The organism is Duganella paludis (assembly GCF_054461335.1).
In genome coordinates this window covers 1,328,220-1,354,430 of sequence record NZ_CM136922.1, presented here as the reverse complement: position 1 = coordinate 1,354,430, position 26,211 = coordinate 1,328,220, and the positions used below count along the sequence as shown (strand labels likewise).

19 protein-coding genes are annotated in these 26,211 nt (G+C 56.5%); 14 read left to right on the top strand and 5 right to left on the bottom strand.

The genetic code is table 11. The features are described 5' to 3' along the window. Positions 1 to 497: 497 nt before the first annotated feature. Positions 498 to 2,066, top strand: coding sequence for an AAA family ATPase (locus ACXZ1M_RS06095; protein ID WP_459052295.1), 1,569 nt, complete (start codon positions 498 to 500; stop codon positions 2,064 to 2,066). After that, positions 2,063 to 3,394: an HNH endonuclease family protein gene (locus tag ACXZ1M_RS06090; protein ID WP_459052294.1), complete on the top strand. Its 1,332-nt coding sequence runs from the start codon at positions 2,063 to 2,065 to the stop codon at positions 3,392 to 3,394. The genes ACXZ1M_RS06095 and ACXZ1M_RS06090 overlap by 4 nt, the downstream gene beginning before the upstream one ends. Positions 3,395 to 3,531: 137 nt before the next feature. On the opposite strand, the gene ACXZ1M_RS06085 is transcribed toward ACXZ1M_RS06090, so the two are convergent. Next, positions 3,532 to 3,882, bottom strand: coding sequence for a helix-turn-helix domain-containing protein (locus ACXZ1M_RS06085; RefSeq protein WP_459052293.1), 351 nt, complete (start codon positions 3,880 to 3,882; stop codon positions 3,532 to 3,534). Positions 3,883 to 3,980: 98 nt separating this feature from the next. Here ACXZ1M_RS06085 and ACXZ1M_RS06080 point away from each other — a divergent pair, with 98 nt between their 5' ends. Further along, positions 3,981 to 5,090, top strand: coding sequence for a CAP domain-containing protein (locus ACXZ1M_RS06080; RefSeq protein ID WP_459052292.1), 1,110 nt, complete (start codon positions 3,981 to 3,983; stop codon positions 5,088 to 5,090). 36 nt (positions 5,091 to 5,126) lie between these two features. Beyond that, a complete protein-coding gene (locus ACXZ1M_RS06075; RefSeq protein WP_459052291.1) occupies positions 5,127 to 5,771 on the top strand; it encodes a hypothetical protein in 645 nt (214 codons plus the stop codon). Positions 5,772 to 6,222: 451 nt separating this feature from the next. Here ACXZ1M_RS06075 and ACXZ1M_RS06070 read toward each other — a convergent pair whose 3' ends face one another. Next, positions 6,223 to 6,873 (bottom strand): hypothetical protein, encoded by a 651-nt coding sequence (locus tag ACXZ1M_RS06070; protein ID WP_459052290.1) that lies wholly within the window; start codon positions 6,871 to 6,873, stop codon positions 6,223 to 6,225. Between the two features lie 327 nt (positions 6,874 to 7,200). Between ACXZ1M_RS06070 and dgoD the strand changes: the two genes are divergently transcribed. From dgoD to ACXZ1M_RS06055, 3 genes are read left to right on the top strand one after another with little or no spacing between them, the layout of a single operon-like run. Then, on the top strand, positions 7,201 to 8,349 hold the full coding sequence (gene dgoD / locus ACXZ1M_RS06065) for a galactonate dehydratase (protein WP_459052289.1): 1,149 nt from the start codon (positions 7,201 to 7,203) through the stop codon (positions 8,347 to 8,349). Positions 8,350 to 8,354: 5 nt separating this feature from the next. Then, positions 8,355 to 9,242 carry a 2-dehydro-3-deoxygalactonokinase gene (locus ACXZ1M_RS06060; RefSeq protein ID WP_459052288.1) on the top strand — a complete coding sequence of 296 codons (888 nt, stop codon included), beginning with the start codon at positions 8,355 to 8,357 and terminating at the stop codon, positions 9,240 to 9,242. Continuing rightward, positions 9,239 to 9,856, top strand: coding sequence for a 2-dehydro-3-deoxy-6-phosphogalactonate aldolase (locus ACXZ1M_RS06055; RefSeq protein WP_459052287.1), 618 nt, complete (start codon positions 9,239 to 9,241; stop codon positions 9,854 to 9,856). The genes ACXZ1M_RS06060 and ACXZ1M_RS06055 overlap by 4 nt, the downstream gene beginning before the upstream one ends. Before the next feature lie 21 nt (positions 9,857 to 9,877). Here the strand turns inward: ACXZ1M_RS06055 and ACXZ1M_RS06050 are convergent, their stop codons facing one another. Continuing rightward, a complete protein-coding gene (locus ACXZ1M_RS06050) occupies positions 9,878 to 11,299 on the bottom strand; it encodes a sugar porter family MFS transporter (protein ID WP_459052286.1) in 1,422 nt (473 codons plus the stop codon). Positions 11,300 to 11,365: 66 nt separating this feature from the next. On the opposite strand from ACXZ1M_RS06050, the gene ACXZ1M_RS06045 reads away from it, so the two are divergent. Further along, the gene (locus ACXZ1M_RS06045) at positions 11,366 to 12,307 is read left to right on the top strand and encodes an aldose 1-epimerase (protein WP_459052285.1); all 942 of its coding nucleotides are present in this window, start codon (positions 11,366 to 11,368) and stop codon (positions 12,305 to 12,307) included. A gap of 13 nt (positions 12,308 to 12,320) precedes the next feature. Here the strand turns inward: ACXZ1M_RS06045 and ACXZ1M_RS06040 are convergent, their stop codons facing one another. Further along, a complete protein-coding gene (locus ACXZ1M_RS06040) occupies positions 12,321 to 13,283 on the bottom strand; it encodes a LysR family transcriptional regulator (protein ID WP_459052284.1) in 963 nt (320 codons plus the stop codon). Positions 13,284 to 13,389: 106 nt separating this feature from the next. Beyond that, entirely contained in the window at positions 13,390 to 14,301 is a 912-nt protein-coding gene (locus ACXZ1M_RS06035; RefSeq protein ID WP_459052283.1) for an SMP-30/gluconolactonase/LRE family protein, read from the bottom strand. A 233-nt stretch (positions 14,302 to 14,534) separates the two neighbouring features. Here ACXZ1M_RS06035 and ACXZ1M_RS06030 point away from each other — a divergent pair, with 233 nt between their 5' ends. From ACXZ1M_RS06030 to ACXZ1M_RS06005, 6 genes are read left to right on the top strand one after another with little or no spacing between them, the layout of a single operon-like run. Then, complete coding sequence (locus ACXZ1M_RS06030) at positions 14,535 to 16,055, top strand: family 43 glycosylhydrolase (protein ID WP_459052282.1); 1,521 nt, start codon at positions 14,535 to 14,537, stop codon at positions 16,053 to 16,055. A 31-nt stretch (positions 16,056 to 16,086) separates the two neighbouring features. After that, positions 16,087 to 16,860: an SDR family oxidoreductase gene (locus ACXZ1M_RS06025; protein ID WP_459052281.1), complete on the top strand. Its 774-nt coding sequence runs from the start codon at positions 16,087 to 16,089 to the stop codon at positions 16,858 to 16,860. Positions 16,861 to 16,876: 16 nt separating this feature from the next. Further along, on the top strand, positions 16,877 to 19,336 hold the full coding sequence (locus ACXZ1M_RS06020; RefSeq protein ID WP_459052280.1) for a beta-galactosidase: 2,460 nt from the start codon (positions 16,877 to 16,879) through the stop codon (positions 19,334 to 19,336). 18 nt (positions 19,337 to 19,354) lie between these two features. After that, on the top strand, positions 19,355 to 20,380 hold the full coding sequence (locus ACXZ1M_RS06015; RefSeq protein ID WP_459052279.1) for a glycoside hydrolase family 43 protein: 1,026 nt from the start codon (positions 19,355 to 19,357) through the stop codon (positions 20,378 to 20,380). After that, entirely contained in the window at positions 20,377 to 23,550 is a 3,174-nt protein-coding gene (locus ACXZ1M_RS06010; protein WP_459052278.1) for a glycoside hydrolase family 2 protein, read from the top strand. Before ACXZ1M_RS06015 ends, ACXZ1M_RS06010 begins: the two co-directional genes overlap by 4 nt. A 20-nt stretch (positions 23,551 to 23,570) precedes the next feature. Then, complete coding sequence (locus tag ACXZ1M_RS06005; protein WP_459052277.1) at positions 23,571 to 26,189, top strand: glycoside hydrolase 5 family protein; 2,619 nt, start codon at positions 23,571 to 23,573, stop codon at positions 26,187 to 26,189. Positions 26,190 to 26,211: the final 22 nt, after the last annotated feature.

The following is a 26,211-nucleotide window of genomic DNA, read 5'->3' as shown; positions in this document are numbered from 1 at the left end:
GAATTTTCGATGTGATGCACGCATGTAGGAGGCGGCGATATAGCGCTGCTCATAGGCGTTAGCTATACTTGAATTACCCAGCACAGACCTATTCATGTCGTGCTCCTCGAAAACCAATCCACGGCGGGGAGCGAGACTTGCTGGAATTTCCCCGTGCGCCACGAACAGCGCATTCGAGCCCCAACGTCTTTTTATAACCGCGCAGTTTCGAGTAATCGGTGGAGCGGCCGACACGGTTTGTCGACTTTTTGACTTCGAATACCAGTTGGTTTTCCTAGGCATTACGCTTGATAATGATGTCTGGTAATACAGTCGTTGATTGGAGCTCTGTGCTGTGACCTTCTTGTCCTCTTTTACCACTCGGACGAAACCTGCATCGCCTTCAATTTATTCATTGCTGCAAGCGTTCTTTTTCGGTTAATTTTTATACAATTTTGCGCTCCAAGTCGTTAAAATTCACCCGAGAAATATAATCCCGACAGCTACGACTCATCACGATGATAGAAAAATTTGAATCCCCCGAAGAACAATGCATTCGGCTTCGAAACGTAAAGCCATCATCCGACCGTTCTGGAGATGTTCCTCAACTGGAGCAAAACCTCTTTTCGATCGACTCACTGTCTCTGGTCATCGGCAATAATGGCTCTGGCAAAACAAGGTTGCTTGAGGCGATGTGGGACTCAATTGACACTCCGGCCCCGGAAAACTGGCAGCAGGAGTGGAACCCCACGTTTATCAAAGGAACAGTGGGGGGCGCCAATGAAGTGGGAGTAATCCTTTTTTCTCTCGCGCCCGACAAAACGGAGCCCAGGAAAAGCGACAGCAAAAGATGCGTCGACGCATCTCCCATCGGGCCGGAACGTTACAGTCCTGAACTCGTTATCCAGCATCGGGAAGAATTCAAACACGTATTTCCCCCTAGTTCGCACCTTGAAGCAGACTTCCATTTCAGCCCGGGCTCCAGCATTCGCCGCTGCCTGGAACTGATAATGGCGAGCGCACTCGACATGCCTCCAGCTTGGGTAGACCTGCGTCAGCAGATCGCGGACTTCGAGTACTCATTCCCCGAGCTGACAAGCAAGCCAAATGCGTGGTCTCAGCAAAACCCACAGGTTAGGCGGGTTTTCGGTTCCGGCGCCGACAGCGATGCCCGTCTCAAACCATTAGTGAAAGAACTTTTCGATCAGCTTCGTCAGCTGAACAAAGCGAGCCTGATGATATGGCTGACCGCGATTCATGCGGCGAACAGGAAAAACATGGGGGGCGATGCCTTGCTGATGCACGTATTTTCCAATCATTTAGGACTTACAGCGAATCCCTCATTTGAACCGCCGGTCGATATGTCCGCACTGGCTATCTCACTTTTCAACACAGTCCGCGATATGACCGAGGGCGCCTACGGCTATGTTCAGCAAGAGCATCGTTCTCTAGAGTCCATCCGATTCCTGGTAGCGCTGGATGGCGACGACGGTCTCAATTGGCTAAAAAACTCGCTAATAGCCGATATCGCGCGGATAGGATGGACGCAAGTGAGTTCGGGACAATGGGCAATTATCAATCAATTCATTAAACTGGAGATGGCGTTCCGCAAGCTCGTGCAAGAAGAGAATGGCATACGTTCAATTCTGGTATTGATAGACGAGGGAGATGCATTTCTTCACCTCGAATGGCAACGGGAATACATCAGCCAATTGGACCGAACGCTGGCGCGGATGCGAGCGGAACACAGGGGGAAAATAGCCTACGTGCAGGCCGTCATCGCCACGCATTCGCCGCTGCTTGCCAGCGACGTGCCTGGGGAGTATGTAAATCGACTCGTCGATGGAAAGGTGGCGGCGCAGGCACCCGCATTTGCCGCGCCGTTCCAACTACTCATGAGCAATTCATTTGGCGCCCGATCCATCGGCGCGCTCGCCACGCATCAATTGCGCGAGACCGTCAACAATATAAAAATCGGTAAGCCAACCGATATGGATCGCTACATACTCAGCATCGTCGACGATCCGATTCTCAAGCGCGAACTTGCCGCGTTGATGAATGGCCTCGACCGCGAGCCGCGCCTATGATCATCTCCATTAAAGGTAACTGGAGCGCAGCGGAAGTAGAGCACAACGCATACGTTAAAGCACAGGTCAAATATTTTAGGGACTATTATTCGGCGCGCTCGCAGATAGATCCGCACTTTACCGTTTTCCTGAGCGACCTCGTCAAGAACCTGAAAGAGAGCGAGATAGAGGCCGCCCTAAAGGCGCTGTCTGCAGCCATCAGCGTCGAAGCATCGCTCCCCGCCGCCGAGAGACCGCAATTCCGCAGCTACCTATTGGGCAACACCCCTATGGCCGGTCTGACGAAAGCCCGCGCACGAATCAAGAAGTTCAACGCCGATTACCACGCCGCGCTGGCCCTTCCTGTGTTCTCATGCCGAGACGCGCTAGAAAAAAAGTTCCCAGACCCGGCCTGCTCGAAGATAGTTCAAGATTGCTTGAATCAGGAGATATTCGCGGGGAAAAAGCCGAAGAATTTCAAGTTAGTACACGATCGTTTGAACCCATATATCGCGGCTCTTCCAATCAGAAGCGCAGCCGATCCGGTGACAGTGGCTTTTCTCGACGAGTTGGATACCGACATAGGCATCGCTGATTTCACCGAACTAGAGTCTTCGATTGAAGTACTTGAACGACATCAATTGAGCCTAAAAAAAGTCGCACAGCGCAAGCACTTCATTTCTAGCATAGAGACCGTTTTCGACTACGACAGGTTTATTGCCCGGAAGTCGGGATGGAACGCTTATTCCCTGTGTTCCGCGTCGACAAGCAAAACCTGCCCCTATTGCGCCCAAGCCTATGCGTTCACGATTTATCGTGAAGACGATTCGCCTGGATTCAGGCCGACCCTTGATCATTTTCTGCCTAAGCATAAGTTTCCACATTTAGCGCTCTCGCTCGGCAATTTGATCCCGAGCTGCTACACCTGCAACAGCAATTTGAAGAACAGCAAAGATTTCCGTGCGATCCCCCATCTTCATCCCTTGTACGACAATGAATCATTCACCTTTGAACTGGCACTCGAGTGCGGAACCTCGCTCGATGCCCTGAGTGACATCAAAGCACTCCGACCGAAAACTTTCCTGCAACTGCGCCGCGCAGACAAAACAACAAAAGTGAAAAACTCTGCCAGTACTTTTTTGCTGGATCGACGTTATGTCGGCCACTTGAACGAGGCACTCGATTTCAGCGAATACGTGCTAAATCTGGACACGGAGCGGTTCACCGAAGTGTCCGGTATCTTGGGGGGCATGACGATAGAGCAGCTGTTGCGCTTCGACAGCAAGAACTATCGCAACACGATCATGGGCAAGATGTACCTCGACCTATTCAAACATTTTCATAGGTAACGTGCGGAAGGATGCGGCAGAAGCTTAGATAGTAGAAAGCCCGTAGTTCTGTGAAAGAGTGGCTATTAAATCGGATCTCCGCAATGCGCGTTTGGCCATTCAGAACTCTAACTTATCTGACCGCTCGTGCCGGTCTTTCATTGAGCGTGCCGCTGTTTGTACAGGATGATCAAGTCTAAAACGAATTTACGCTGTTCAGAGTCTAGACCATCCATGGCTTGAGCTAATGCCAGTGCCTCGCTGGATACTGTTCGCTCCCCCTCTCCAAGTAGGCGCGAGGCACTCACGTCCAGGACGCGGGCGAGTTTCAAGAGGTGTTCAACTGTGGGCATGCGGACGCCGTTTTCGAGGCGTGAGATGGTCATATTATCGACGCCTGACAGCTCGGCTAGTTCTGCTTGTGTATAACCCTTGGCTTTTCTAAACGCGCGGATCTGGGCGCCTATACGCGCCTCTAGACCTTCTTCCGCTTCTCTGGTATCCGCCATTCCTAGCCTTACTTATTTGGTGTAGGCAGGATGGTTATGTATTTGACGAAAAAGATAAATTACCACCCAGTCAAATCAGTTGACTGAAATGATAATTCATGAGAAAGTTGCCATGTGTCAATCATTCGGTATTGACGAAAACCGACTCAAGGAATCCCATTTTGTCTTCTTCGCGCGCTTTGATTCTCCGTACTCTCCCCGTTACTATTGCGGTCCTGCTCGCTGCATGCGGTGGTGGCGGTAGTGGAACACCGTCGGCCGGTGTGACTACGCCTACGACGCCTACCGGGCCGACAATGCCAGTGGTGACGCCGGGTGACACTCAGACCACTGTTCCAGCGTTGACTTACGCTGCTACCAGCGAAGAATATGCCTTCGTGACGGCGCTCAACGACTTCCGAAGCAAGGTAGGTCTGGGTCTACTGGCGCAGAACACGAAGCTGGACACTGCATCGGCGAACCACCTGAGTTACATCATCACGAATGATGTCAACAACGGCGGCTCCGTGAACTTCAACACCTACGACTCGACCACTGGCCGCTCGATGCTGCACATCGAAAACGGCGCTCTGGCCAAGTTCACGGGCATTCAGGAAGCAGAGCGCGCCAAGTTCGCTCAATACGACGGTAGCTACGTAGGTGAAGAAGTGACCTTCGGTGGCAAGCAGGGCGGTGCTGTGGCCTTCGCAACGCTGGCGCAGACCGTATACCACCGTGCTGGCCTGATGATGCAGAACGTGCGTGAAATCGGCGTGGCTGTGGGCACTGACAAATCGCAAACCGTCGTTATGGAAATGGGCCTGAAAACCAACCAGTCGGTCGCCTCGGACTATGTTGGTGTGTACCCATCGAACGGTCAGACGGGCGTGGCTCTGCATGCGTATGTGGAAGCACCTAACCCATTCCCTGACCTGTCCACGGCTAACTCGGATTTCCCGACCAAGACCAGCTATCCAATCAGCGTTTCGGTTGTGACCGGCAACACCATCGCAGTGACCACTTTCACTGTGACCGAAGCTGGCCAGACTGCTCCGATGGATGCACGTCTGATGACTCGCTCGAACGATCCGAACTCCTACCTGAGCAGCAACGTGGCCTTCCTGATCGCGAAGGCTCCGTTCAAGGCCGGCACTACCTACAACGTGAAGTTCGCAGGCACCAACAACGGCGCTGCGTTTACCAAGGACTGGTCGTTCGCCACTAAGTAATTCGCAAGTTCAGTCACCACGCATCGGGGGAAGCTTATGATGAACGAAATTGGAAGTGCTGTGCTTGCCGCAAGCCGAGTTGGCCATGATGTTGGGCGCCAAATACAGGTTGATCGCGTCATCAATGAATGGGTACAGTATGCGAATTCATATAAGGCGCAGCGCGACGAAGCATGGGAACAAATTCGTTCGGTAAAAGCCAACCTGAGTAAGGTTCAAGAGGAACTGCGAGCATTGCAGGCGAAACTGAAAAGCGCGGAGACTCAAGTTAAAAGTCTCCGCTCCCATGCCAATGCCGTAGAGCGGAAGAATGTCAGTCTGTCCGACGAGGTGTTGGGGCTGACCAAATTCAAGCGAGATGCGCAGCATGCTATGCGGCTGCACAGTGAGCAATGCAACGCGCGGAGGAAGACGGAAGACGGGACCCGGAAACAGCTAGTCGAGAAACTTGATCTGCAATCCCGGCGTCTCATAGCGACTTGGGCGCGGTTAACCGGAGCGGAGCGAGTTCTAGGTCGTTTTGTGTCCGAGGTCGTAGAGCGTGCGCCGACCCTTAAATTGGAGATGCTTGATGATGTTCAACGGCGGTCGGTGCTTGAGCGTGCCTGGAACGACGTTGTCCGATCCAAGGCGCAATATGACCCCTCGTTGCGTTTTACGTTTGAGCCTATCCCTATCTGAGTCAAAAAAATTAAAAGTATGAAGGCTATAGCCAATCCAGACCGCTTTGCGTTAAGCGCCGAAGCACTTAAGCATCTGTTAGAAACGGTTCAAAAAAATGACCGGCGCTTAAAACAGTTGAACGAAGAGAGCAGGGCGGCCGGTCATCTCCCGCTCCGCACGCCTGCAGATTCTAAAATGCCACGCACTACGGAGTAGCGTGCTGTGAAAACGGAGTGGAAGCCAGAGGTCGATTTGGCGCGCGTTCCAACCTGATCCGTGTAGAGCATAGTCGCTCCGTGAAGCCACAAAGGTAAGATCTACTTAGGCACCGCTCACCTCGATTTGGTACTGTTTTTCTTATCCAGACTTCTGTCGCAAGGCGATACCTGCCAACGTTCGTATGCCTGAGTAGAGCGCAAACAGGGACGTATTACGAGCCGTTTCTCAAGTGCGCCGGCCAAGCTAATTTTTATGCAAAGTAGGTTCCTTGGCGCTCTTTAAGCGCCGCGTCTCTAACGGTGTTTTCGTCGTCGAGCGCGTTAGCCGGGGCCACAGCTGTTTCAACGCCGTCCTGCATGCGGCTTATCCATCCATTTGGAAATAGAAACCAACTCGCTATTGCCCATGCGTCGTCTTTACCCAGTATGTCTAGGATTTCCGAAATAATATGGCGTGGGCGGTACGCATCGTCAAATTGAAAAGCAGCGAAGAGTTGGCCCTGAAATTGCTCGACAGCGAAAATTTTCCGCTCACTCACCCAGAGATCGATCGCACTTGCGTCGCCCAGTTGCTTGTGCAGCGATTGGGAGAGTTCTTCGCGCGAAATCCAAGCCGTCATTGCTAGCAACTTTCCTACAGTTCGCTTCCGGGCCGATTGATATTGATCATTGTAGGAGGCTTCTTCAAGCATGCGAAGGTGCGAATGGATCGCAATTTTCTGGCCTGCTAGTGGGGCACTTTCGGCGTCCGTATGCCAATCTACGGCTTTAACACCTGCGGCCCGGATGCCGCTCTCCCAAAGCAGCCTGGCGAGCGCGATTGCGTCGATGTGCTTTAGCTCTCGCTCATCATCAAGGTGTGCGACTAACTCTTCACCGTTTAAACGAATCAAGGCGTTCATCGTATTTCCCGAATGTGCATTTGTTCGTAGACTATACCGGGTTTGAGTGCATAGTACGAAGCATTCATACAATCAGAAGCGTGAAGGCCCTGTAAACGCTGCAAAAACGCGATCATAACAGCCCTCAAAACTCAGTTATTTCAAGTCCGCGTGGACTTGTTTCAAGCAAAGTGGCTGCTTTACGGAACTCTGGTTGCGAACGTGCCAATGCCGGATTATGCCTTGGTGGTAGCAGTGTCAAAACAGCATAGCTCGGCGAGGATTCAGCATACGTCGGCTGTTGATGCCAACAGTAAACTACCGTCATGTATTTCAACGGAACATGACATGAAAATTACTAAAATGACGACGTACCGGGTGCCGCCTCGGTGGATGTTTCTGAAGATTGAGACCGATGAGGGAGTTGTCGGTTGGGGGGAGCCGGTCCTAGAAGGACGGGCGCGCACAGTTGAGACAGCCGTCGAAGAATTGTCGGAACTTCTAATCGGTCAGGATCCGGCTCGCATCAACGACCTATGGCAGACCATGTATCGCGCAGGCTTTTATCGCGGCGGTTCCATATTGATGAGTGCCATTGCCGGCATTGACCAAGCACTGTGGGACATCAAAGGCAAGGTCATGGGTAAGCCGGTGTACGAATTGCTCGGTGGTCTAGTGCGTGACCGCATGCAGGCATATAGCTGGGTCGGTGGTGACCGCCCAGCCGACGTCGTGGCCGGCATACGCACGTTGATGGAAACTGGAATCAAAACATTTAAGTTGAACGGCAGCGACGAGATGGGGTTGCTTGATACATCCGCGAAGGTCGATCAGGCGGTGGCGCGCGTTGCTGAGATCCGTGCAGTGTTCGGCAATACCATCGAATTTGGTTTGGACTTCCACGGGCGCATTTCAGCGCCGATGGCCAAGCCCTTGTTGCGCGAACTGGAGCGTTACCGCCCACTGTTCATCGAAGAACCGGTACTGGCGGAGCAGTCGGAATATTACGCGCGTCTGGCCCAAATGACCTCGCTTCCATTGGCCGCCGGTGAGCGGATGTATTCGCGTTATGAATTTAAGAACGTACTGGCGGCTGGTGGGCTGGCGATCGTCCAGCCAGATCTGTCGCACGCCGGTGGTATCACAGAATGCCTGAAGATTGCCTCCATGGCGGAAGCTTACGATGTTACGCTGGCGCCGCACTGCCCATTGGGGCCAATTGCACTTGCCTCTTGCCTGCATGTCGATTTTGTTTCCTACAACGCGGTGCTGCAGGAACAAAGCATGGGCATTCACTACAACAAGGGCGCCGAGTTGCTCGATTATGTAAATAACCCCGAGGACTTCTGCATCCATGACGGGTACTTCGCTCCGTTCACCAAGCCGGGCTTGGGCGTGGAAATCAACGAGGCTGCCGTCGTTGAAGCCAGCAAGCGCGTCACCGACTGGCGTAACCCTGTCTGGCGTCATGCCGATGGCAGCATCGCGGAATGGTGACATCGATGACAGTCCTGGGCATAGATTGGGGCACGACCAACAGGCGTGCATACCTGTTGAATTCGGAAGGGGACTGCATCAAGCGGCACGAAGATGAGCGTGGCATGTTGGCCGAGCGTGGCCGTTTTGCCTGGTCACTGTCATCACTACGCGCGACGATGGAAGTAGATGCTAGCGTACCAATCATCATGTCTGGCATGATCGGTAGTGCGCAGGGTTGGCAGGAAGTACCTTACCTGAACGACTCGGTGGCGGTATCTGATCTTCCGCGCCATCTGGCGCCGCTTCATGAAATGCCAGGTTGCTTTATCGTCCCAGGCTATATGCGTCAAGGTCTCGTCGCAGACGTCATGCGGGGTGAAGAAACCCAGATGTTAGGAGCGCTAGCTCTTGGACATTGCGATGGGTGGTTCGTGCTGCCCGGCACCCACAGCAAATGGGTATGCGTTGAAAACGGTCGCATGACATTTTGGTCGACCTACATGACGGGCGAGCTATATGCAACGCTTGGACGTGACGGCACTCTTGCTGCATTGCTGCAAATGAAAAGCGAAGAAAAACCAGAGGATTTCGACGCCGGCCTAGCACTGGCTGAGCAGCGACTGCCCCTCAGCAGTGCCTTGTTTTCAGTGCGTTCGGCTGTCGTGACTGGGCGCTTAAACCCCGAACGCGTGCGAGCTTACATCAGCGGCTTATTGATTGGCAGTGAATTCGTCTTTGCCGCATCTACCAGCGCTGCTCCGTCGCGCTTGCGCGTGCTTGCATCGAGCAATCTAGCCGCCCGCTATTCACGCGCTGCGGAACATTTCGGGATCGCAGCTGAGCTGCTCGACCCGCATCAAACCTACTGCGCGGCGCTTCGCCGTTGCTTAAACGGAGGAGAAATTCAATGAGTGAGCATGGAAAGCAGATACCTTTAGTGGCCATACTACGAGGTTTGACCTTGCAAGAGGCTCCGATCGTCGGCCGTATCCTGCTGGAAGCGGGATTCAGCATGCTTGAAGTGCCGCTGAACCGGCCGGGTGCGCTGGAATGTATCGGTACGCTGGCCGCCATGTCGCCGCCAGACGTATTGGTCGGCGGTGGCACCATGCTGAGTACGGAACACGTTCAACAGGTTGCTGATATCGGTGGCAAGCTATTTGTTGCACCTGATTGCAAGCCGGAGGTAATCAGTGCGGCGCGGCGCGTCGGCATGCTCTGCGCACCGGGCATTGCTACTCCGAGCGAGGCATTTGCAGCGCTGGAGGCCGGAGCCCATGCGCTGAAGCTGTTTCCTGCGGAGATGGTTGGTATTGGGGGGCTAAAAGCCCTAGCGACCGTCCTTCCTGCAGGCACTCCCTTGTGGCCGGTCGGTGGCGTGACGCCACAAAGCATGGCAGCTTGGCGGGATGCCGGCGCCACCGGTTTTGGCATCGGGGGGGCACTTTACACGCCAGGCGTCAATGAGGAAGCGCTGGCGCGCAGGGCTGCTGAATTTGTTGCCGCATGGCGGGCGATTGCTTGACGCCCGCCAGCGCCGACATACTTAACGCCAACCAGCCTCAATCTCTTCAAGGCTCTTGCCGCGTGTCTCCGGCAGCTTGCGGAATACGAAGAAGAAGCCGGCCAGACAGATGACAGCGTAGAGCCAGAAGGTCAGACCGGTTCCCATGGACGCATTGATCAATGGGAAGGTGTAGGTCAGCAGGAAACATGCCGCCCATAGCGCAGTGGTTGCCACAGCCATGCAGGCGCCGCGTACTTCATGCGGAAAGATCTCGGACAACGCTACCCAAGTGACTGGTGCGAGCGTCATCGAATAGCATGCAATCGCAGCCACCACCAGCAGCAATAATGGCCACCCCTTCCAGCCCGCCAGGTAACATGCTCCGAGTGCCACGTAGATGACAAACAAACCAGCGCAGCCCAGCAGCATCAGGCGGCGACGGCCCCAGCGTTCAACCGTGCCCAACGCTACCAATGCAAACACGCAGTTGACTACGCCTGTGATGACGATATTAAACAGCATGTCCGACACTGCATAGCCGGCCGATGCGAAAATCTCTTGCGCGTAATTGAAAATGACATTGATGCCGCACCACTGCTGCAGCACAGCCAGCACCACGCCGATCACCAATACCCGCACGAAGCGTGGTTCACCCAATACCTCGCGCAGTCCACGGCCAGTCGACTTCTCAAGCGATTTACGGATGTCCTGCATCGCGCTATTCGCATATTGCGGGCCGCCCAAGCGGCGCAGTGCGTTCATAGCCTCGTCTAGGCGTCCTTGACCTGCCAACCAGCGTGGGCTTTCTGGTATCAGCAGGCAGCCGGCTAAAAAGGCGGCCGCAGGCACTGCAGCGGCAGCAAACATCCAACGCCAACCGGTGGTGCCATTCCATGATGTTGCAATTTCGGCGATTCCAGCACCGGCCGGTACTGGCTGAGCAATCAGCAAGTTGATGATCTGCGCCCCGAGGATACCTAACACGATGGCTATCTGATTCAGGCACACCATCTTGCCACGGATAGCAGCCGGTGCTATTTCGGCGATATAGATCGGCGACAGGCCGGCAGCAAGGCCGATTGCCACACCGCCGATGATACGCCAAGCAACGAAGCTGTCCATGGAGCCAGCCCAGCCGGTACCGATCGAAGATATGGCAAAAATCAGCGCTGCAATCAGCAGGCCACGCCGGCGCCCCAGACGATCGCTGATGATGCCGGAGCAGAGCGCGCCGGCCAGACAGCCGATCAAGGCGCAACTCACGGCCCATGCCTGCTGCGCGGGCTCGATTAGGTTAAACCATGCTTCGTAAAATGGTTTGGCACCACCGATCACTACCCAGTCGTAGCCGAACAGCAGCCCTCCCAGTGCCGACACCGCCGCCGCCAGCCACAACGTGGTGGTCGATTCAGGCCGCTCCGCCACAGCTCCGGCGGTATTGGTTGTTTCAAATCCGTGCATCTTTGTCCCCTTATTGGTATCAGCAAGATCTTACAAAAAAAATCTATGCCAGCGAGACTTTGAGCCATGCTATTTGTGCTGCCGACCATGACAAAGCAGCATACCAGCACGCGCACGAGCACCTTTATAATCGTCCGCAGTGGCGATTTTCTATATGACAGGTGTGTATTGGATGCTTTTCAACTGCACTGCGGCGCAAGCACAGTGACTGTACTGCCAGCATGCGGCGCTGCGCTGGCCGGTTGGTGGTGGCGCGACAAACCGATGCTGTTTGCTGGTCACGGCCAAGGTCCGCAAGCGATGGCCTGTTTCCCGATGGTGCCCTACGTCAACCGAATTGCCCACGGTCGGCTACCGGGTGAGAACCCGCTGCCGCCGCATCCAGGAGAACACCACAGCTTGCATGGGGTAGGTTGGCGGCGAGCTTGGCAGGTACGCGAACGCAATGCTGCGCATGCTGTGCTTGTGTTGCGGCACCGTGCGGATCCTGACTGGCCGTTCGATTTCGATGCCGTGCTAACCATCGCGCTAGGGGAAAACTGGCTGATGCAGACTCTCGCCGTGACCAACAGTGGCACGCGTACTATGCCGACGGGCTTGGGTTTCCACCCGTTTTTCCCGGCTGATAGACAGACAGTGCTGGACACCGGATGGTCGGGCGTGTGGGGCGTCTCCGCCGATCATCTACCGACCGAATTCGGTCCAACGCCAGCATCTGGGGCAATTGAAGTCGGATCCTGGCACGTCAATAATTGCTACACCGGCTGGACAGGCCAAGCGCTGTTGAGCTATCCCGACTACGGGATGATTATTGGCGCCAACCCCGTGTGCAGCGCCTTGCAGTGTTATCGTCCGGGGGAGGGCAGCGGCTTTGTCGCCCTTGAACCGGTAAGTCATATCCCGAATGCTCATCAGCTACGTGAAGCAGGCGTAGTCGATACTGGCCTGCGAGATCTGGCGCCTGGACAAAACCTGGCGGCCTGGATGACGCTGCAGATCGTCTCCTAAGCAATACGGCTGGTCAGCGCCGTTTACGATTGAGCGCCAGTTCTTCTGCCGCAGCCTCACGCAGCGCATCTTGCATGATTTCAGCGCTTGGCGACAACACGTGTCCTTGGCGGGTAATGATGCCGTAGGCATCCATGCGCAGTTTCAGGTCATAGTCCAGCGCCACCAGTTCGCCGGAGTCGAGCTGTGCTCGTACCAAGTCCTTGGGGAGCGCAACTACCATATCGGTATTCGTCATCAGCGACACGACTAGCGGCACGGCCAGCGTTTCCACCGTCTCGATGGGCGGATCCAAACCTTCTGATAGGAAAAGGGCCGTTAGGCGATCGCGCAGGATACTCCCGGTCGGCGGAACGATCCATGACTGTTCGACTAGTTCGGCTAGCGTCAGCTCTTTCCGTTCAATCAGTGGATGACCAGCACGAACAATGATGTGATGGATTTCGTCTGTAATCGGTTCAAAGTTCAGCAACGGCACGGACGCTGTGTCGAGAATACGGCCGAGGACAATGTCGAGCTGGCCGTCAAGCAGGCGCTCGACCATGGACTTGCTGGTGCTAAAGTCAACGATTACGTTTGCCTTGGTACAGCGCGACTTAAATAGCTTGATGGCCTGCATCAGCATGCCAGTTGCCGGAGTCAACACGCTGCCGATCGCTACTCGGCCACCCATGCCAGATAATAGGCTGGAAATTTCGAAGTGCGCTGCGTCCATTTCAGCCAATGCGACTCCAGCGCGGCGGATCAGCATCTTTCCGGCCCACGTAGGAACAACACCACGCGCCATGCGTTCGAATAACTGTACTCCGAGAACATGTTCAAGGTCGCCGATCAGGCGCGAGGCGGAGGGCTGGGTTAGTCGTGCGGCAGCGGCGGCATTCGCAATCGACGCATGGCGGCCGAGCTCAACCAGCAGAATCAAATGCCGCATCTTAAGGTGGCTGCGAACGAAGCGGTCAGAAATCGAATTGCTCATGCAAAGATCAGATATCAGAAAATGCGGAATCAAGAGACCAAATGTTGCTTCTTGATTATAGCGCCTGAAAGCCAAACGGCGTAAGTCTGGCGCGCTGCCGGTGCTTTTAGCGTTCCACCCATCCGTGACTCAGTTGGCTGTCGTCAAAACGCGCTTCGGCATAGCCGCGCAAGGTGAAATGAGCGGCCATGCTGAGTGTGCCGGTATGATCCATGACGATCAGCTGCTGCAAGTCCGTGCCATAAGCCGCCAATCCAGTGATGCGGGACTGCGGGATGTCGATCATGCGTGCTTGTTTTCCGTCTGGCTGATAACAGACGACCGCGCTGCCAGCGTCCGGGCGCTGTTGAACTGACCAAACACAGTCGTCACTGTCTACTAGAGCATCGATGGGAGTGGCGCCGTCCCTGACGTGCGCGAACGGCTGGAGGTCGCTGATACTGGCACTGGCAGGCGTATACCGGCACTGATACATGACTGCCGTCGATTCATCGGCGAAATACATTCGGCTGCCGTCGAGGCTGAAACAGATACTGTTGGCCGCCACCACGGTCGGCAACGCCAGGCGGCGCAGGCCGAATTGTTGCGAATATTGATAGAAGCTGCCGATGGCACGACCATCGGGAGCGATATTGCGGGTGCTAAATACAAAATTGCCTGCACGGTCGGCTCGGCCGCCACTAATCACAGTGCGTGGATCGAGCGCATCCACGACGGCGAGCCAGCGGACGCGGTCGGGCCTCCGGCCTTTGCGTTGCTGCAATTCGATCAGGCACAAGCGTTTCGACAGGCCCAGCAATAGCCTGCCGCCTTGCGTCGGGCAAACTGTGTAGACCGCGTCTTGCAGCGGTATCCGGTCACGCGAGTTAGTTTCTGGTTCCCACGATGCCACCGCCTCCTTAGTCGGATCAGTCCACCAAAGTCGATTATTAGTGGCGTCCCAGCGTAAGGATCTAGCATGCTGGCCCGCGCGCTTCAAAACGGTGTGAAATGAATGATTTTGGTTAATCTCGGTCATGTTGGCAGATTGAATGAAGGGGCTCACCGGTTGACGGCGATAGCGCAAGTGCAGCGGCGAGTTTAGCGCTGGGATGGGGAGGCTGAGCCATGCTAATTTGCGCAGATGCCATGCCAAATTAGGATTGGCGCCCCGCTTGTCACGTCGTACACAATAGCGGCGCAGCAGGAGTCAATGTAACCCCACGCGCGGCGCGTCACGATACGGCCGGAAAAAAACCAAAAGGAGACAGTATGAACATCAGCTTTGGCAAGGTGTGTCAACGGGCAGTCGGTGCGGCACTGATTCTGGCAAGTAGCGTCGGCCAATTCGCCGTCGCCGCCCCAAAAACCATCCAGAACGACGTCTTCTGGAAGGACACCAGTAACAACCCGATCTACTCCCAGGGAGGCGGCATTCTCAAGGTTGGATCCACGTATTATTGGTATGGCGCAAAGTATGAAGGGGCCGTCACTTACGCCGCCAACCCGGTAAGCAAGAATGACAATAACAACTTCAACGCAATCACCGTATATTCATCGACCGACCTGGCTACCTGGACGTTCGAAGGCAACGCCCTGAGCGCCGGCGCGGCCGGCAGCACGCTCGATCCGGTCAACTGGATTGGTCGGCTGGGTGTGGTGTACAACGCCAACACGCAGAAGTATGTGCTGCTCTCCCAATATTACAGTGCCGCTACCGGTAACACGGTCATGTTCGCTACCAGCGACAGCCCAGTAGGGCCATTCACCTTCCATCACCTGCAGACACAGATCAGCAACGTGTCTACCGCTGGCACTGGCGACCAGACTGTCTTTACCGACGATGACGGCTTGTCGTATTTGATTTTCAGTAATGCTGGCGGTCGCGCCCGGGGCTATGTGGCCCAGATACGCGCCAGTGATTCACTGGCAATCGAAGCCGCCACCAACATTAGCTACAGCCCTGCGGGCCGTGAGGGCAATGCCCTGTTTAAATATAACGGTGTCTACTATTTCTGCTCGTCTGACCTGCACGGCTGGAACGCATCGCAGACCTACTGCCGTTCGGCCAACGCGATTACCGGTCCATATTCCACCGAATTTGTACTGAGCGGATCGGAGGCTGACTTTTCACACGTGACACAGACCGGTTTCTTCGTGCCCGTAGCGGGCAGCAGCGCTACCACGGTTCTGTTTGCGGGCGACCGCTGGAGCGATTTTGCTGGCAACGGCATTGGCTACAACCAGTGGCTGCCCATTTCCTTTACGGGCACGGTGCCAAAGCTGAACTCGCTCAGCCAATATACGCTTGATGCCGCTACCGGAACCTGGGCAGTGGGCGCCGGCAATAACTACGTTCTAAACCCCAGCTTCGAAGCCGATCGCATTTCGCAAAACAGTCTGGCTGGCTGGACAACCTGGACCGACCAGACCAGCACCGATCCTAATACCAATAAGCAGCTGGGACACACTGGCCGTTGGAGTGCGCAGTTGTGGCAATCTACCGCCTACAGCGGCAGCCGCTATCAGATCATCACCGGTTTGCCGAACGGAACTTATACGCTAAAAGCGTGGGTACGTAGCAGCGGTGGTCAAAGCATCGCCACCATCCGGGTGAAAGGCTACGGCGGCCAGGAGATGAGTGTAAGCGTCAATACCGCAATCCCGGCGTGGCAGGAAGTGACGATACCGAATATCGTAGTGACCAACAATACTGCCAATGTCGGCATGTACACGGTTGCCGGTGCCGGACAATGGTTGCTGGCGGACGATTTCTCATTGATAAAAAACTGACAGCGAGTTTCTTGGGCAAGGAGTGGCATGCATGGTGGATAGGATGAAAAACAAGGTCGTCATTGTGACCGGATCGACTCAGGGCATTGGCAAGGCCGTGGCCAAGTTGTTCTTGGCCGAAGGCGCGGCAGTGGTGCTCAATAGTCATCAGGATGATGAGTATGCCGCTGCTGCGCGCACCGAGTTTGCGGATGAGCAGGCGATCTACATCAAGGCCGATATCGCTGAGCGCCAGCAGGTCGAGACGATGGTGCAACAGGTGCTTGAGCGCTTTGGCCGCGTGGATGCGGTGATCAACAATGCCGGCATGAATGTGTTCACCGATCCCCTTGAAATGACGGCCGCAGATTGGCAGCGTTGCTTCTCGGTGGATTTGGAAGGAGCCTGGAACGTGATCCGCGCCGTGCTGCCATCAATGCTGGCAAGGGGCTACGGTAACATCGTCAACATCGCGTCGGTACATGGGCACAAAATCATCCCGGGCTGTTTTCCATATCCTGTCGCCAAGCATGCCTTGATTGGCCTGACGAAATCGCTGGGCATTGAATACGCGGCACGCGGCATCCGCGTCAACTCGATTTCGCCCGGTCTGATCATGACGGAGAGCGCCAGAAAGTGGTTGGATTCCTGCCCCGATCCGGAAGCTGAGCGCACTCGTCAGATCAACCTGCTACCTGTACGGCGCATTGGTGAACCGGAGGAAGTAGCCTACACCGCGCTATTCCTCGCGGGTGATGAAGCGCGCTTCATCAACGCCACCGACATATTGATCGATGGTGGGCGCTCGCAGCTTTACCACGAATAAAAAGAGAAGAGAAAAGATGAAGAAGAGTTCCGTAGTCAGCGCGGCGGTCGCCGCAATGTTTTTGCCTGCAGCAGTCGCACTGGCGGACACCGTACTTAAGGTTGATGCTTCAGCGCCAGTGGCGTCGCCACTGGAAGGACACTTGAAACAGGGGGCTGCCGTCACGCCTGCCGGTGTACGCCTGGGAGCAAATAATCAGTATCTGACACGCGACGGCAAACCCTGGTTTCCCGTCATGGGCGAATTCCATTACACGCGCACGCCTGCTGCACAGTGGGAATTGGAGTTGCGCAAAATGAAGGCGGCCGGCATTACCGTGGTGGCCAGCTATGTCATCTGGAACCATCACGAGGAACAGGAAGGGAAGTTCGATTGGAGCGAACGGCGCAATTTGCACCAGTTCCTGACCCTGTGCAAAAAGGTGGGGCTGGAAGCGGTAGTGCGTATCGGTCCTTGGGCGCACGCCGAAGTACGGTTCGGTGGGGTGCCGGACTGGGTGGTTTATTCCCTGCCTACGCGCGGCAACGATCCACAATACATGACCTATGTCGAACGTTTTTACCAGCAGATCGGCAAACAGCTCAAAGGGCAGTTGTGGAAAGACGGCGGTCCGGTGATTGCGATCCAGTTGGAAAACGAATATAACCTGCGAGGATCGGGAAAGGGCGCTGAACACATCAGCGCGCTGAAGAAGTTGGCGCTAAAAGCCGGCCTTGATGTGCCGTTATACACCGTCACCGGATGGGATGGCGCGGTGTATCCGGCTGGCGAGGTGACGCCAGTGTTTGGTGGCTATGTTGACGAGCCGTGGGGTAACACCGCTACTGAACTGCCGCCAAAGGAGACGTATGCGTTTCGCTTCGATACGCGCGTCAGTGGCGATCTCGGTGCTCAGACTGCTGCCTACGAGCCGGGCACGGCCGATGAGGAAATCGACAAAACCCCGTTTTTTGGCGCAGAGTACGGCCCAGGCGTGCCATTCATGTACCGCCGCCGGCCGGTCATCTCAAGCGACGATGTTGCCTCAATGGTGCCAGTGCAAATAGGCTCTGGCGTCAACCTTCTGGGCTACTACATGTTCCATGGTGGCCGTAATCCAGAGGGGCGCACTTGGCTGCAGGAGAGCACCGGCACCGGGGGCTATAACGATCTGCCGCTGATCAACTACGACTTTCAAGCACCGATTGGTCCTGACGGCCAGCAGCGGCCCGTGTTAGCCAGTCTGCGGCCTTATCACTGGTTCCTGCAGGATTTCGGCGCGCGTCTGGCGCCGATGACGGTACGCAAACCAGCGTTGGCGCCCGCAGGACCGGGCGATCTGAAAACACCGCGCTATTCAGTGCGCAGCAACGGCAACAGCGGCTTTGTATTCGTCAACAATTACGTGCGCCAGTATCCGATGGCCGCGCAACCGCAAGTACGCTTCGAGGTGGCGTTGCCAGGCCAGACGCTCCGATTCCCAAGCAAGCCAGTCGATATCGCCGATGGCGATTATTTCTTCTGGCCGTTCAACTTCGATCTGGACGGCGTGCTGCTGCGTTCGGCAACGGTGCAGCCTGTGGCGCGGCTCGACCAAGGCGCGGAAGGCGTACTGTATGTGTTCGCGGCGCATTCGCACATCCCAGCAGAATTGGCATTCGATCCGGCGCTTGCCTCGCGCATCAAAGCGGGCAACGGCAACCTTGCTGAGCGTGACGGGAATCTGGTACTTGACGGTTTGACGCCGGGCACGGCGACGGCGGTCACCATCGAACGCTCCAAAGGTGGTCCGGTGAAGGTGCTGGTGCTAAGTGCACAGCAGGCACGGCAGTTGACCATCGACCAGGTGGCCGGCAAGCGCCGCTTGTTGTTGAGCGAGCAGCAATTGATTGTGAATGGTGGTGAGCTGCAACTGCGTTCGGTCGGCAGCCCGCACTTCGGCGTCAGCGTGTTCCCGGCTCTGGCCAAGGCGCCGCGCGTGTCGGTGGCGTCGCTTAAAACCTCCACTGATGGCATTTTCCAGCGCATCGAGGCGACGCTGCCTGAGCGACGGCTGGACGCGACCATTGAGCCGCTCCGGGAGGCGCAGGCAGTCCCGCCCATCCTGATCGGCGGCAATGCCAAGGCAGCGCTTGAGCCAGCGCCTGAAACCTTCAAGGCAGCAGCTTCCTGGAAGGTGACTGTGCCACGTGCGCAGCTAAAAGGATTGGACGACGCCATTCTAAATATCGACTTTGTCGGCGATATAGGCCGGCTGTATTCGGGTGTTCAGATGCTGGACGACTGGTATTACAGCGGCTATGGCTGGCAGTTCGGGCTGCGTCAGATCGAGGCGCGGCTGGATCAGCCGCTGACGGTATCGGTATTGCCGCTGCGCGCGGATGCGCCGATCTATCTGCCCAAGGAAGGTCGCCCCGACTTCAGCGGAAAGCCTCAGCTCGCGCAGTTGCGTAAGGTGGTTGTTACTCCGGTCTACCTGCTCAAGCTGCCGTTGTAATCCTGATTTGGAGACAAGATGTTTTCACCAAAGCGCCGCATACTTACCCTGTCCGCCTTGGCCGGGGTTGCAAGCGTCCTCACCAGCGCACCGAGCGTTTCGGCAGCGTCCGGGGATGCCGCATACGACGCATACCTGATGGTTTATTTCACCGATGAATGGCTGGAAGACGGCGAACGAATCTACTTTGCAACCAGCAAAGACGGACTGCATTGGGAAGACGTCAATGGCGGCCGGCCAGTCCTCACGTCGAATCTCGGCGACAAAGGTGTACGCGATCCATCCATCATTCGCTCGCCTTCAGGAGACAAGTTCTACATATTGGCCACGGATTTACGCATTGCCAGCGGCAAGGGGTGGGACGCGGCGAAGACCCATGGCAGCAAGTCCATCATCATCTGGGAGTCGCCCGACCTAGTGAATTGGTCTGCTGCGCGCATAGTGGACTTGGCAAGCAGCATTCCGCGCACCGGTTACGTCTGGGCGCCAGAGGCGATCTATGACGACAGCACGCAGGACTATTTTGTTTACTGGACCAACAAGTCGCTGCTGAACGGTATCGAGAAAGCCCGCATTTACTATTCGCGGACGAAGGATTTCAGGAGCTTCACGCCGCCAGCCGTATATATCGACCGGCCTGGCAAGGAAGGCATCATCGACACCCAGATCATCCGCGTCGACGACAGCACCAGTGCGTTCAAGTACGTGCGGGTGTCCGGAGACGGTACGTTTGAAGGTAGCGATCGTCTGCTTGGTGTGTGGCAGCGGATCGGTGACTTGTCTCACACGGGCCTCAGCGGAGTGGAGGGGCCGATCCTGTACAAATTCAACCAGTCCCATCAATGGGGATTGTTAATGGATCAGTATCGCGACAAGAAAGGGTATCTGCCGCTGTTATCGCAAGATCCTTCTCGCGCTGGCACCTTCAGTCCGGTACCGGCCGACCGCTACGCGTTGGGCAAGGTCAAGAAACGGCATGGCTCGGTGCTCAACATTACCAGCGCGGAATTGCGCGCGGTGCAGAAAGTAAGGGAGATGGAATGAGTTGTTGTGAACGAAGCCGGCGGCATCGTCTGAACCTGGCATTGGTGTCGGTAGTCATTGCAATTAGCGGCTGGTGCGCTCCTTCCCAAGCTGCGCTGCAGACGACCGAGCAGATGTACTTGTCAGGGCAAGGCCCCAAAGATGCGGTCCCATGGGAATTCACCGTCACTGGTGGCCGTCGCGCCAATCAAAAAGCGACCATTCCCGTGCCGTCGGTATGGGAGCAACATGGCTTCGGTACTTATAACTATGGTGACGACAAGTCGCCGCACGCAAATGAGCATGGCTTGTATCGCCTGCAGTTCACGCCGCCCATCGGATGGAAGGGGGAGCGTGTGCGCCTGGTGTTCGACGGTGTCATGACGGACGCAACCGTCAAGCTGAATGGCGTGCCGGTCGGCCCGACCCATCAGGGTGGCTTTTTCCGCTTTGCATTCGATGTCAGCAAACAGATCAAGCTGGGCGAAGAGAACCTGCTGGAAGTGGACGTGGCCAAGGAATCTGCCAATCAAGCGACCAATATCGCCGAGCGCCATGCCGACTACTGGGTTTTCGGCGGCATCTTCCGCCCAGTCTGGCTGGAGGCCACGCCAGCCGAGGCCATCGAACATACCGCGATCGACGCACGTGCGGATGGCACATTAACGGCCGACGTAGCACTGGCGGCACCGCAGACCGTCACCCGACTGGAAGGACAGGTCACCACGTTGGCTGGTGAGGCGGTAGGAAAACCGTTTTCGGTGCGGGTCCCTGCCGGCGGCGGCAGCTCGCTGCGACTGAGTACACGTATCCATGCGCCGAAGTTGTGGAACGCCGAAACGCCCAACCTGTATCGGCTGAAGGTAGCTCTCTACAAGGGCGATGAACTGGTGCATAGCACCAGTGAGCGTTTCGGCTTCCGCACCATTGAAGTACGGCCAGGAAAGGGTGTCTACGTCAACGGCCAACGTGTGCTGCTGAAGGGGGTAAACCGCCACAGCTTCCGACCGGAGACAGGCCGCGCCCTCGATCGGCAGGATAACTACGACGATGTGCGTCTGATTAAGTCGATGAACATGAACGCTGTGCGCATGTCCCACTATTCGCCCGACAAGGCATTTCTGGAGGCGGCAGATGAACTTGGCCTCTATGTGCTCGACGAGTTGACTAGTTGGCAGCGTGGCCACGATACCTTTGTGGGCCGCTTGCTGGTGCGCGAGCTGGTGGAGCGGGATGTCAATCACCCGAGCGTCGTGTTCTGGAATAACGGCAATGAAGGTGGCTGGAACCGCGCGCTCGACGGCGAATTCGCACGTTATGATCCGCAGCAGCGCCGCGTTCTGCACCCGTGGGAGCTGCATGACGACGTCGATACCAAGCATTACCCAAGCTACCCGGATCTGGTCGACCATCTGGCGCGCAACAACGTACTGATGCCAACCGAAATCCTGCATGCGCTCTACGACGGCGGTGGCGGCGCCGGCCTGGATGACTACTGGAAGGCGATCACAGCATCACCGGTCGGCGGCGGTGCATTCATCTGGGATCTGGCGGACGAGGGCATCGCCCGCACTGACCGCCAAGGAGCGGTAGACGTCTTCTCCACCTACGGCCCTGATGGAATTGTCGGTCCGCATTTTGAAAAGGAAGGCAGCTATTTCACCATACGCGAGCTGTGGTCACCCGTGCAGGTGCGGGCACCGAAACTGGACGCTGGTTTTGATGGCGTACTGAAGGTCGCAAACCGGTATGACTTCACTTCGCTCAAGGCGGTCAACTTCCAGTGGAAGCTGGTGCGATTTGCAGCGCCCGGCGCCACAAACATCCAACCCACTGTGCTGGCCAATGGCCAGACGCATGGCAACGATATTGCACCGCATACCGACGGCGTGATCAAACTGAAGCTGCCGCGTGATTTCCGCCAGACACTGGCTGGTGCTGACGCGATGACGCTAACTGCCACAGGCCCTGCTGGCGATGCCCTTTGGACCTGGACTTGGCCTTTGAAGGCGCCGGCGTTGCCGCTGCCACAGGAAGGCGTCAGGCCAGTCGTCGCCACCACCGCCAATGAAATACGTCTGGGCAGTGGCGACGTCAGTGCAAGTTTCGATCCATCGACTGGCCTGCTGCGCGATTTCAAACGTGGCGGGCAGGATGCTGGGCTCAGCGCCGGCCCGCGCCTGGTCTATGCGAAGCCGACCCGATTGCGACCGGACGATCCATTCAACAAGCTGCCACCACCGGACAAGAGCGTAACACCCTTCGATCTGGAATGGACCGCACTGCCGGCCCAACCGGAGGCGCAGACGCTGGCTAAACCGCAAATGGCCAACGTCGCTCGCCTGAAGCTGGATTTCGTTCCTACAGACAGCTATGCCACCTTCCGCATCGAGATCAGCGTCGACGGCACGCAGTGGAAGACGATTTTTGACAGTACGCGTCGCGGTATTGATGGCGAACGTTTCATCTTTGCGCCTCAGTTGGTAACGGCGATACGCGTCACGCAGCCGCATAGCGATACCGGCCGCCGCATTGCCATCAAGTCCCTCGACCTGGCATACGAAGCGGAGCGGTTTCCGGCTGCCTCCCACCAGGCAGCGAACATCAGCACTGGCACGAGCGACGGTGAAGCGTGGTTGGAGGCCACCGGCGCCGGTGGTATCGACAAGCTGCGCTGGACGCTGCGCCGCGATGGCACCCTGAAGCTGGACTACAGCTACCAGCTCAGCGGCGAGTATCTCTACCACGGCGTCACCTTCGATCAGCAGCAGGGACTGAAAGCGGTTAAACGCCTCGGTGCCGGGCCATCGCGAGTGTGGAAGAACCGCCTGCATGGCACGGAGTTAATGATCAGCGACACGCCTTACCGCGTTACTGGTCCGGACGCTTTCAATTATCCGGAGTCGCAGGGGTATTTCGGCGACCTGTACTGGGCACGCTTCGATGCGGCACAGGGTTCCTTAGTAGTCCACAACGCCACGCCTGACACGTACTTACGGATTGGCACTCCATTGCTGGACCATATCAATACCTCGGTGGATTTCCCTCCCGGTGATTTGTCGTTCCTTGCGGCCATTCCAGCCATGGGGTCGAAAGCTATCCCGGTAGAGTTCACGGGGCCGTCCAGTCAGCCGACTAAAGCCGGTGGCACTTACACTGGCGCGCTGCTGTTCAGCTTGCCACCACGCTAATCATGGCTACATCCATACTAATGAAAAAACCCTCCCTGTTTGCCGCGTTGGCGCTCGCATTCGGAACGGTTGCCTCGGCCGCACCGGCAATCTTTGTCGATCCGGAAGGCGTAATGCGCTGGAGCGCGGACAAGCAGGAAGTACGGCTGTTCGGCGCCAACTATTCACCGTTTTCGGCGGGCGATTACCGGCTCGCGGTACGTACTGGCTCCGACATCAAGAAACTGATCGATGCCGATCTGGGGCACTTCGCGCGCATGGGTTGGGATGGTATGCGTCTCAGCTCCTGGGGGGACTGGGAAAGTGCTGACGCCAAGGGTAATCTGGTGGAGAACGTCCATACGGAACTGATGGACTACCTGATCGCCAAGGCTAAGGAACGCGATATCACGATGCTGCTCAGCCCCATCGTTACTTATCCTTCCTCTTTCGCGGACGGCGTAAGCGATCCGTCCTACAAAGCTACTGGCTTCTCCTCGTTGTATCCGCGCAAGGAGATGGGCGTCAAACCCGAGGCTGTTGCCGCTCAGGTGAATTATGTGCGTCAAGTGCTGAACCATGTGAATCCTTACACTGGCTTGGCGCTGAAAGATGATCCGGCGATTCCGATGATTGAGATGATCAATGAGCCGGAGCACCATCCACAGGACCTACAGCTTTCGATCAGCTACATTAACACGCTGGTAGACGCCGTACGCAGCACCGGCAGCCAACAGATCACTTTCCATAACTACTCGCAGGACTACGCGATCGCTGATGCGCTGGCTAAGTCCAAGGTGCAAGGCATCGATTTCGGATGGTATCCGTCGGGCCTAGTTTCGGGTCGCACGCTGAAAGGTAGCTATCTGAGCTCGGTCGATGACTTTCCTGCTTTGCGCGCTCCCTCGCTGGCAAAAAAGCCCCGCATCGTTTACGAATTCGATCAGGCCGATCTGCTGACAGGTTATATGTATCCGGCGATGGCACGCACCTTCCGCAGTGTCGGCGCACAGTTCGCGGCGATCTTCTCGTATGACATGTTGGACACCGCACCCTACAACCTTTCGTGGCAAACGCACTTCATCAATCTGGTGCATACGCCGCGCAAGGCGGTCAGTGCGGTGATTTCCGGTGAAGCGATGCGCCGCCTACCGCGACTAAAGTCTTTTGGCAGTTTCGCGGAAAGTAAGCAGTTCGGCGACTTCAGTCTGGATGATGATGCCGATACCAGCTTGCTCAACGCTGACGACGCCTACATGAATGCCGGCGATAGCCTCGCTACTCCACGTCGGCCGACTTCGCTGAAGCGGGTAGTCGGATTGGGTTCGTCTCCATTGGTGAATTACGAAGGTAGCGGAGCCTACTTTTTGGATAAGGTAGCTGATGGTGTGTGGCGACTTGAGGTGTATCCGAATGCGCTACTGGTAAGCGACCCGTATGCCCAGCCCGTGCCTGGAAAGGTCGTCTCCCGCTTGTACTTCAATGCCTGGCCGATGGCTATTCACCTGCCAGATCTCGGCGCTGCATTTACCGCGACTCCGCTGGTGGTGCCTGCCAACAGCAAGGTGGAGAAACGCCAGGCCAGTGCTGGGGTATTTAGTGTAGAGCCGGGCGTTTGGCTACTGAGCAATCGTGCCAATCCAGACCTGGCTTCCTTACCCGCCAAAATCAACCGCGTCGGTATGCGCGAGTACCACGTCAATCCACCGCAAACGTATGACGATCTGATTCAAAACACCTCCGTCACCGAGCATGTGGCCGGCCAGCAGGTCAGGCTTAGCGTGCGATTGGCCAGCGGTACGCTGCCTGACCAGTTGGATCTCGCGCTGCGCCCAGCGGGCCGCAAAGGCTTCGATCAGCCGTTGGCGATGCGACGCGTACGCGGTTTTGATTATGTCGTCGTCATCGATAGCGCAGCAATCTCTGAAGGTGACTACGAGTTCGTGGTTAGCCTGCCAGCCAGCAAGGGGAAAATTACCTTCCCCGGCGCCACGGCTGGACAGCCAGGGTTGTGGCCGTTCGCTGCCAGCGATGTTTGGCGCTTTACCGTCACGGCGCCGCAAATGCCGCTGGAGATTTTTAATCCTAAGCGCGACAGCGGTAACCTAAGCGCGGCACGTGCTGGTGAAACTGACCGTCTACTGAACTTCAAGCTTGGTCCTGGCGAAACCAGCGGCACCCCGGCCCTGACACTGGGATTGGAAGAGCGCGGTGGCGTGAAGCCGGAATTGAATGCCGGCGTGTTGTATATCGGCGATGCGATCGCGGCGCGACGCGCTGGCGGCATCAGCCCGACCAGTCTTAGCGCCAGACTCAAGGCCAGCAACGGCAAGCCAAGAACGCTGGAGGTGTTCCTCGTCGAGAAAGATGGATCAAGCTGGCGTGCACCGCTGGTAGCCGGATTGAACTGGGGGACTGTAACCGTTGATCTCAACGCCATGACATTCTCGCGCAGCGTACTGGCGCCAACACCGTATCCCGGCTTGGGCAGCTACTGGCGGCAGGGACCGGCGTCGCGCGCGCGAGGGAAAATTCAGCCTTGGAATATCGAGCGGTTGGAGTTGCGTGTATCGCGCCAGTCCAGCGATGGGAGGGCGGACGATGCCGGCGGCGTAGACATCGCTTCGGTTCAGCTGCATTTCGATGGAAGAAAAGACTAGGCCATGCCGATACGTGCATTCC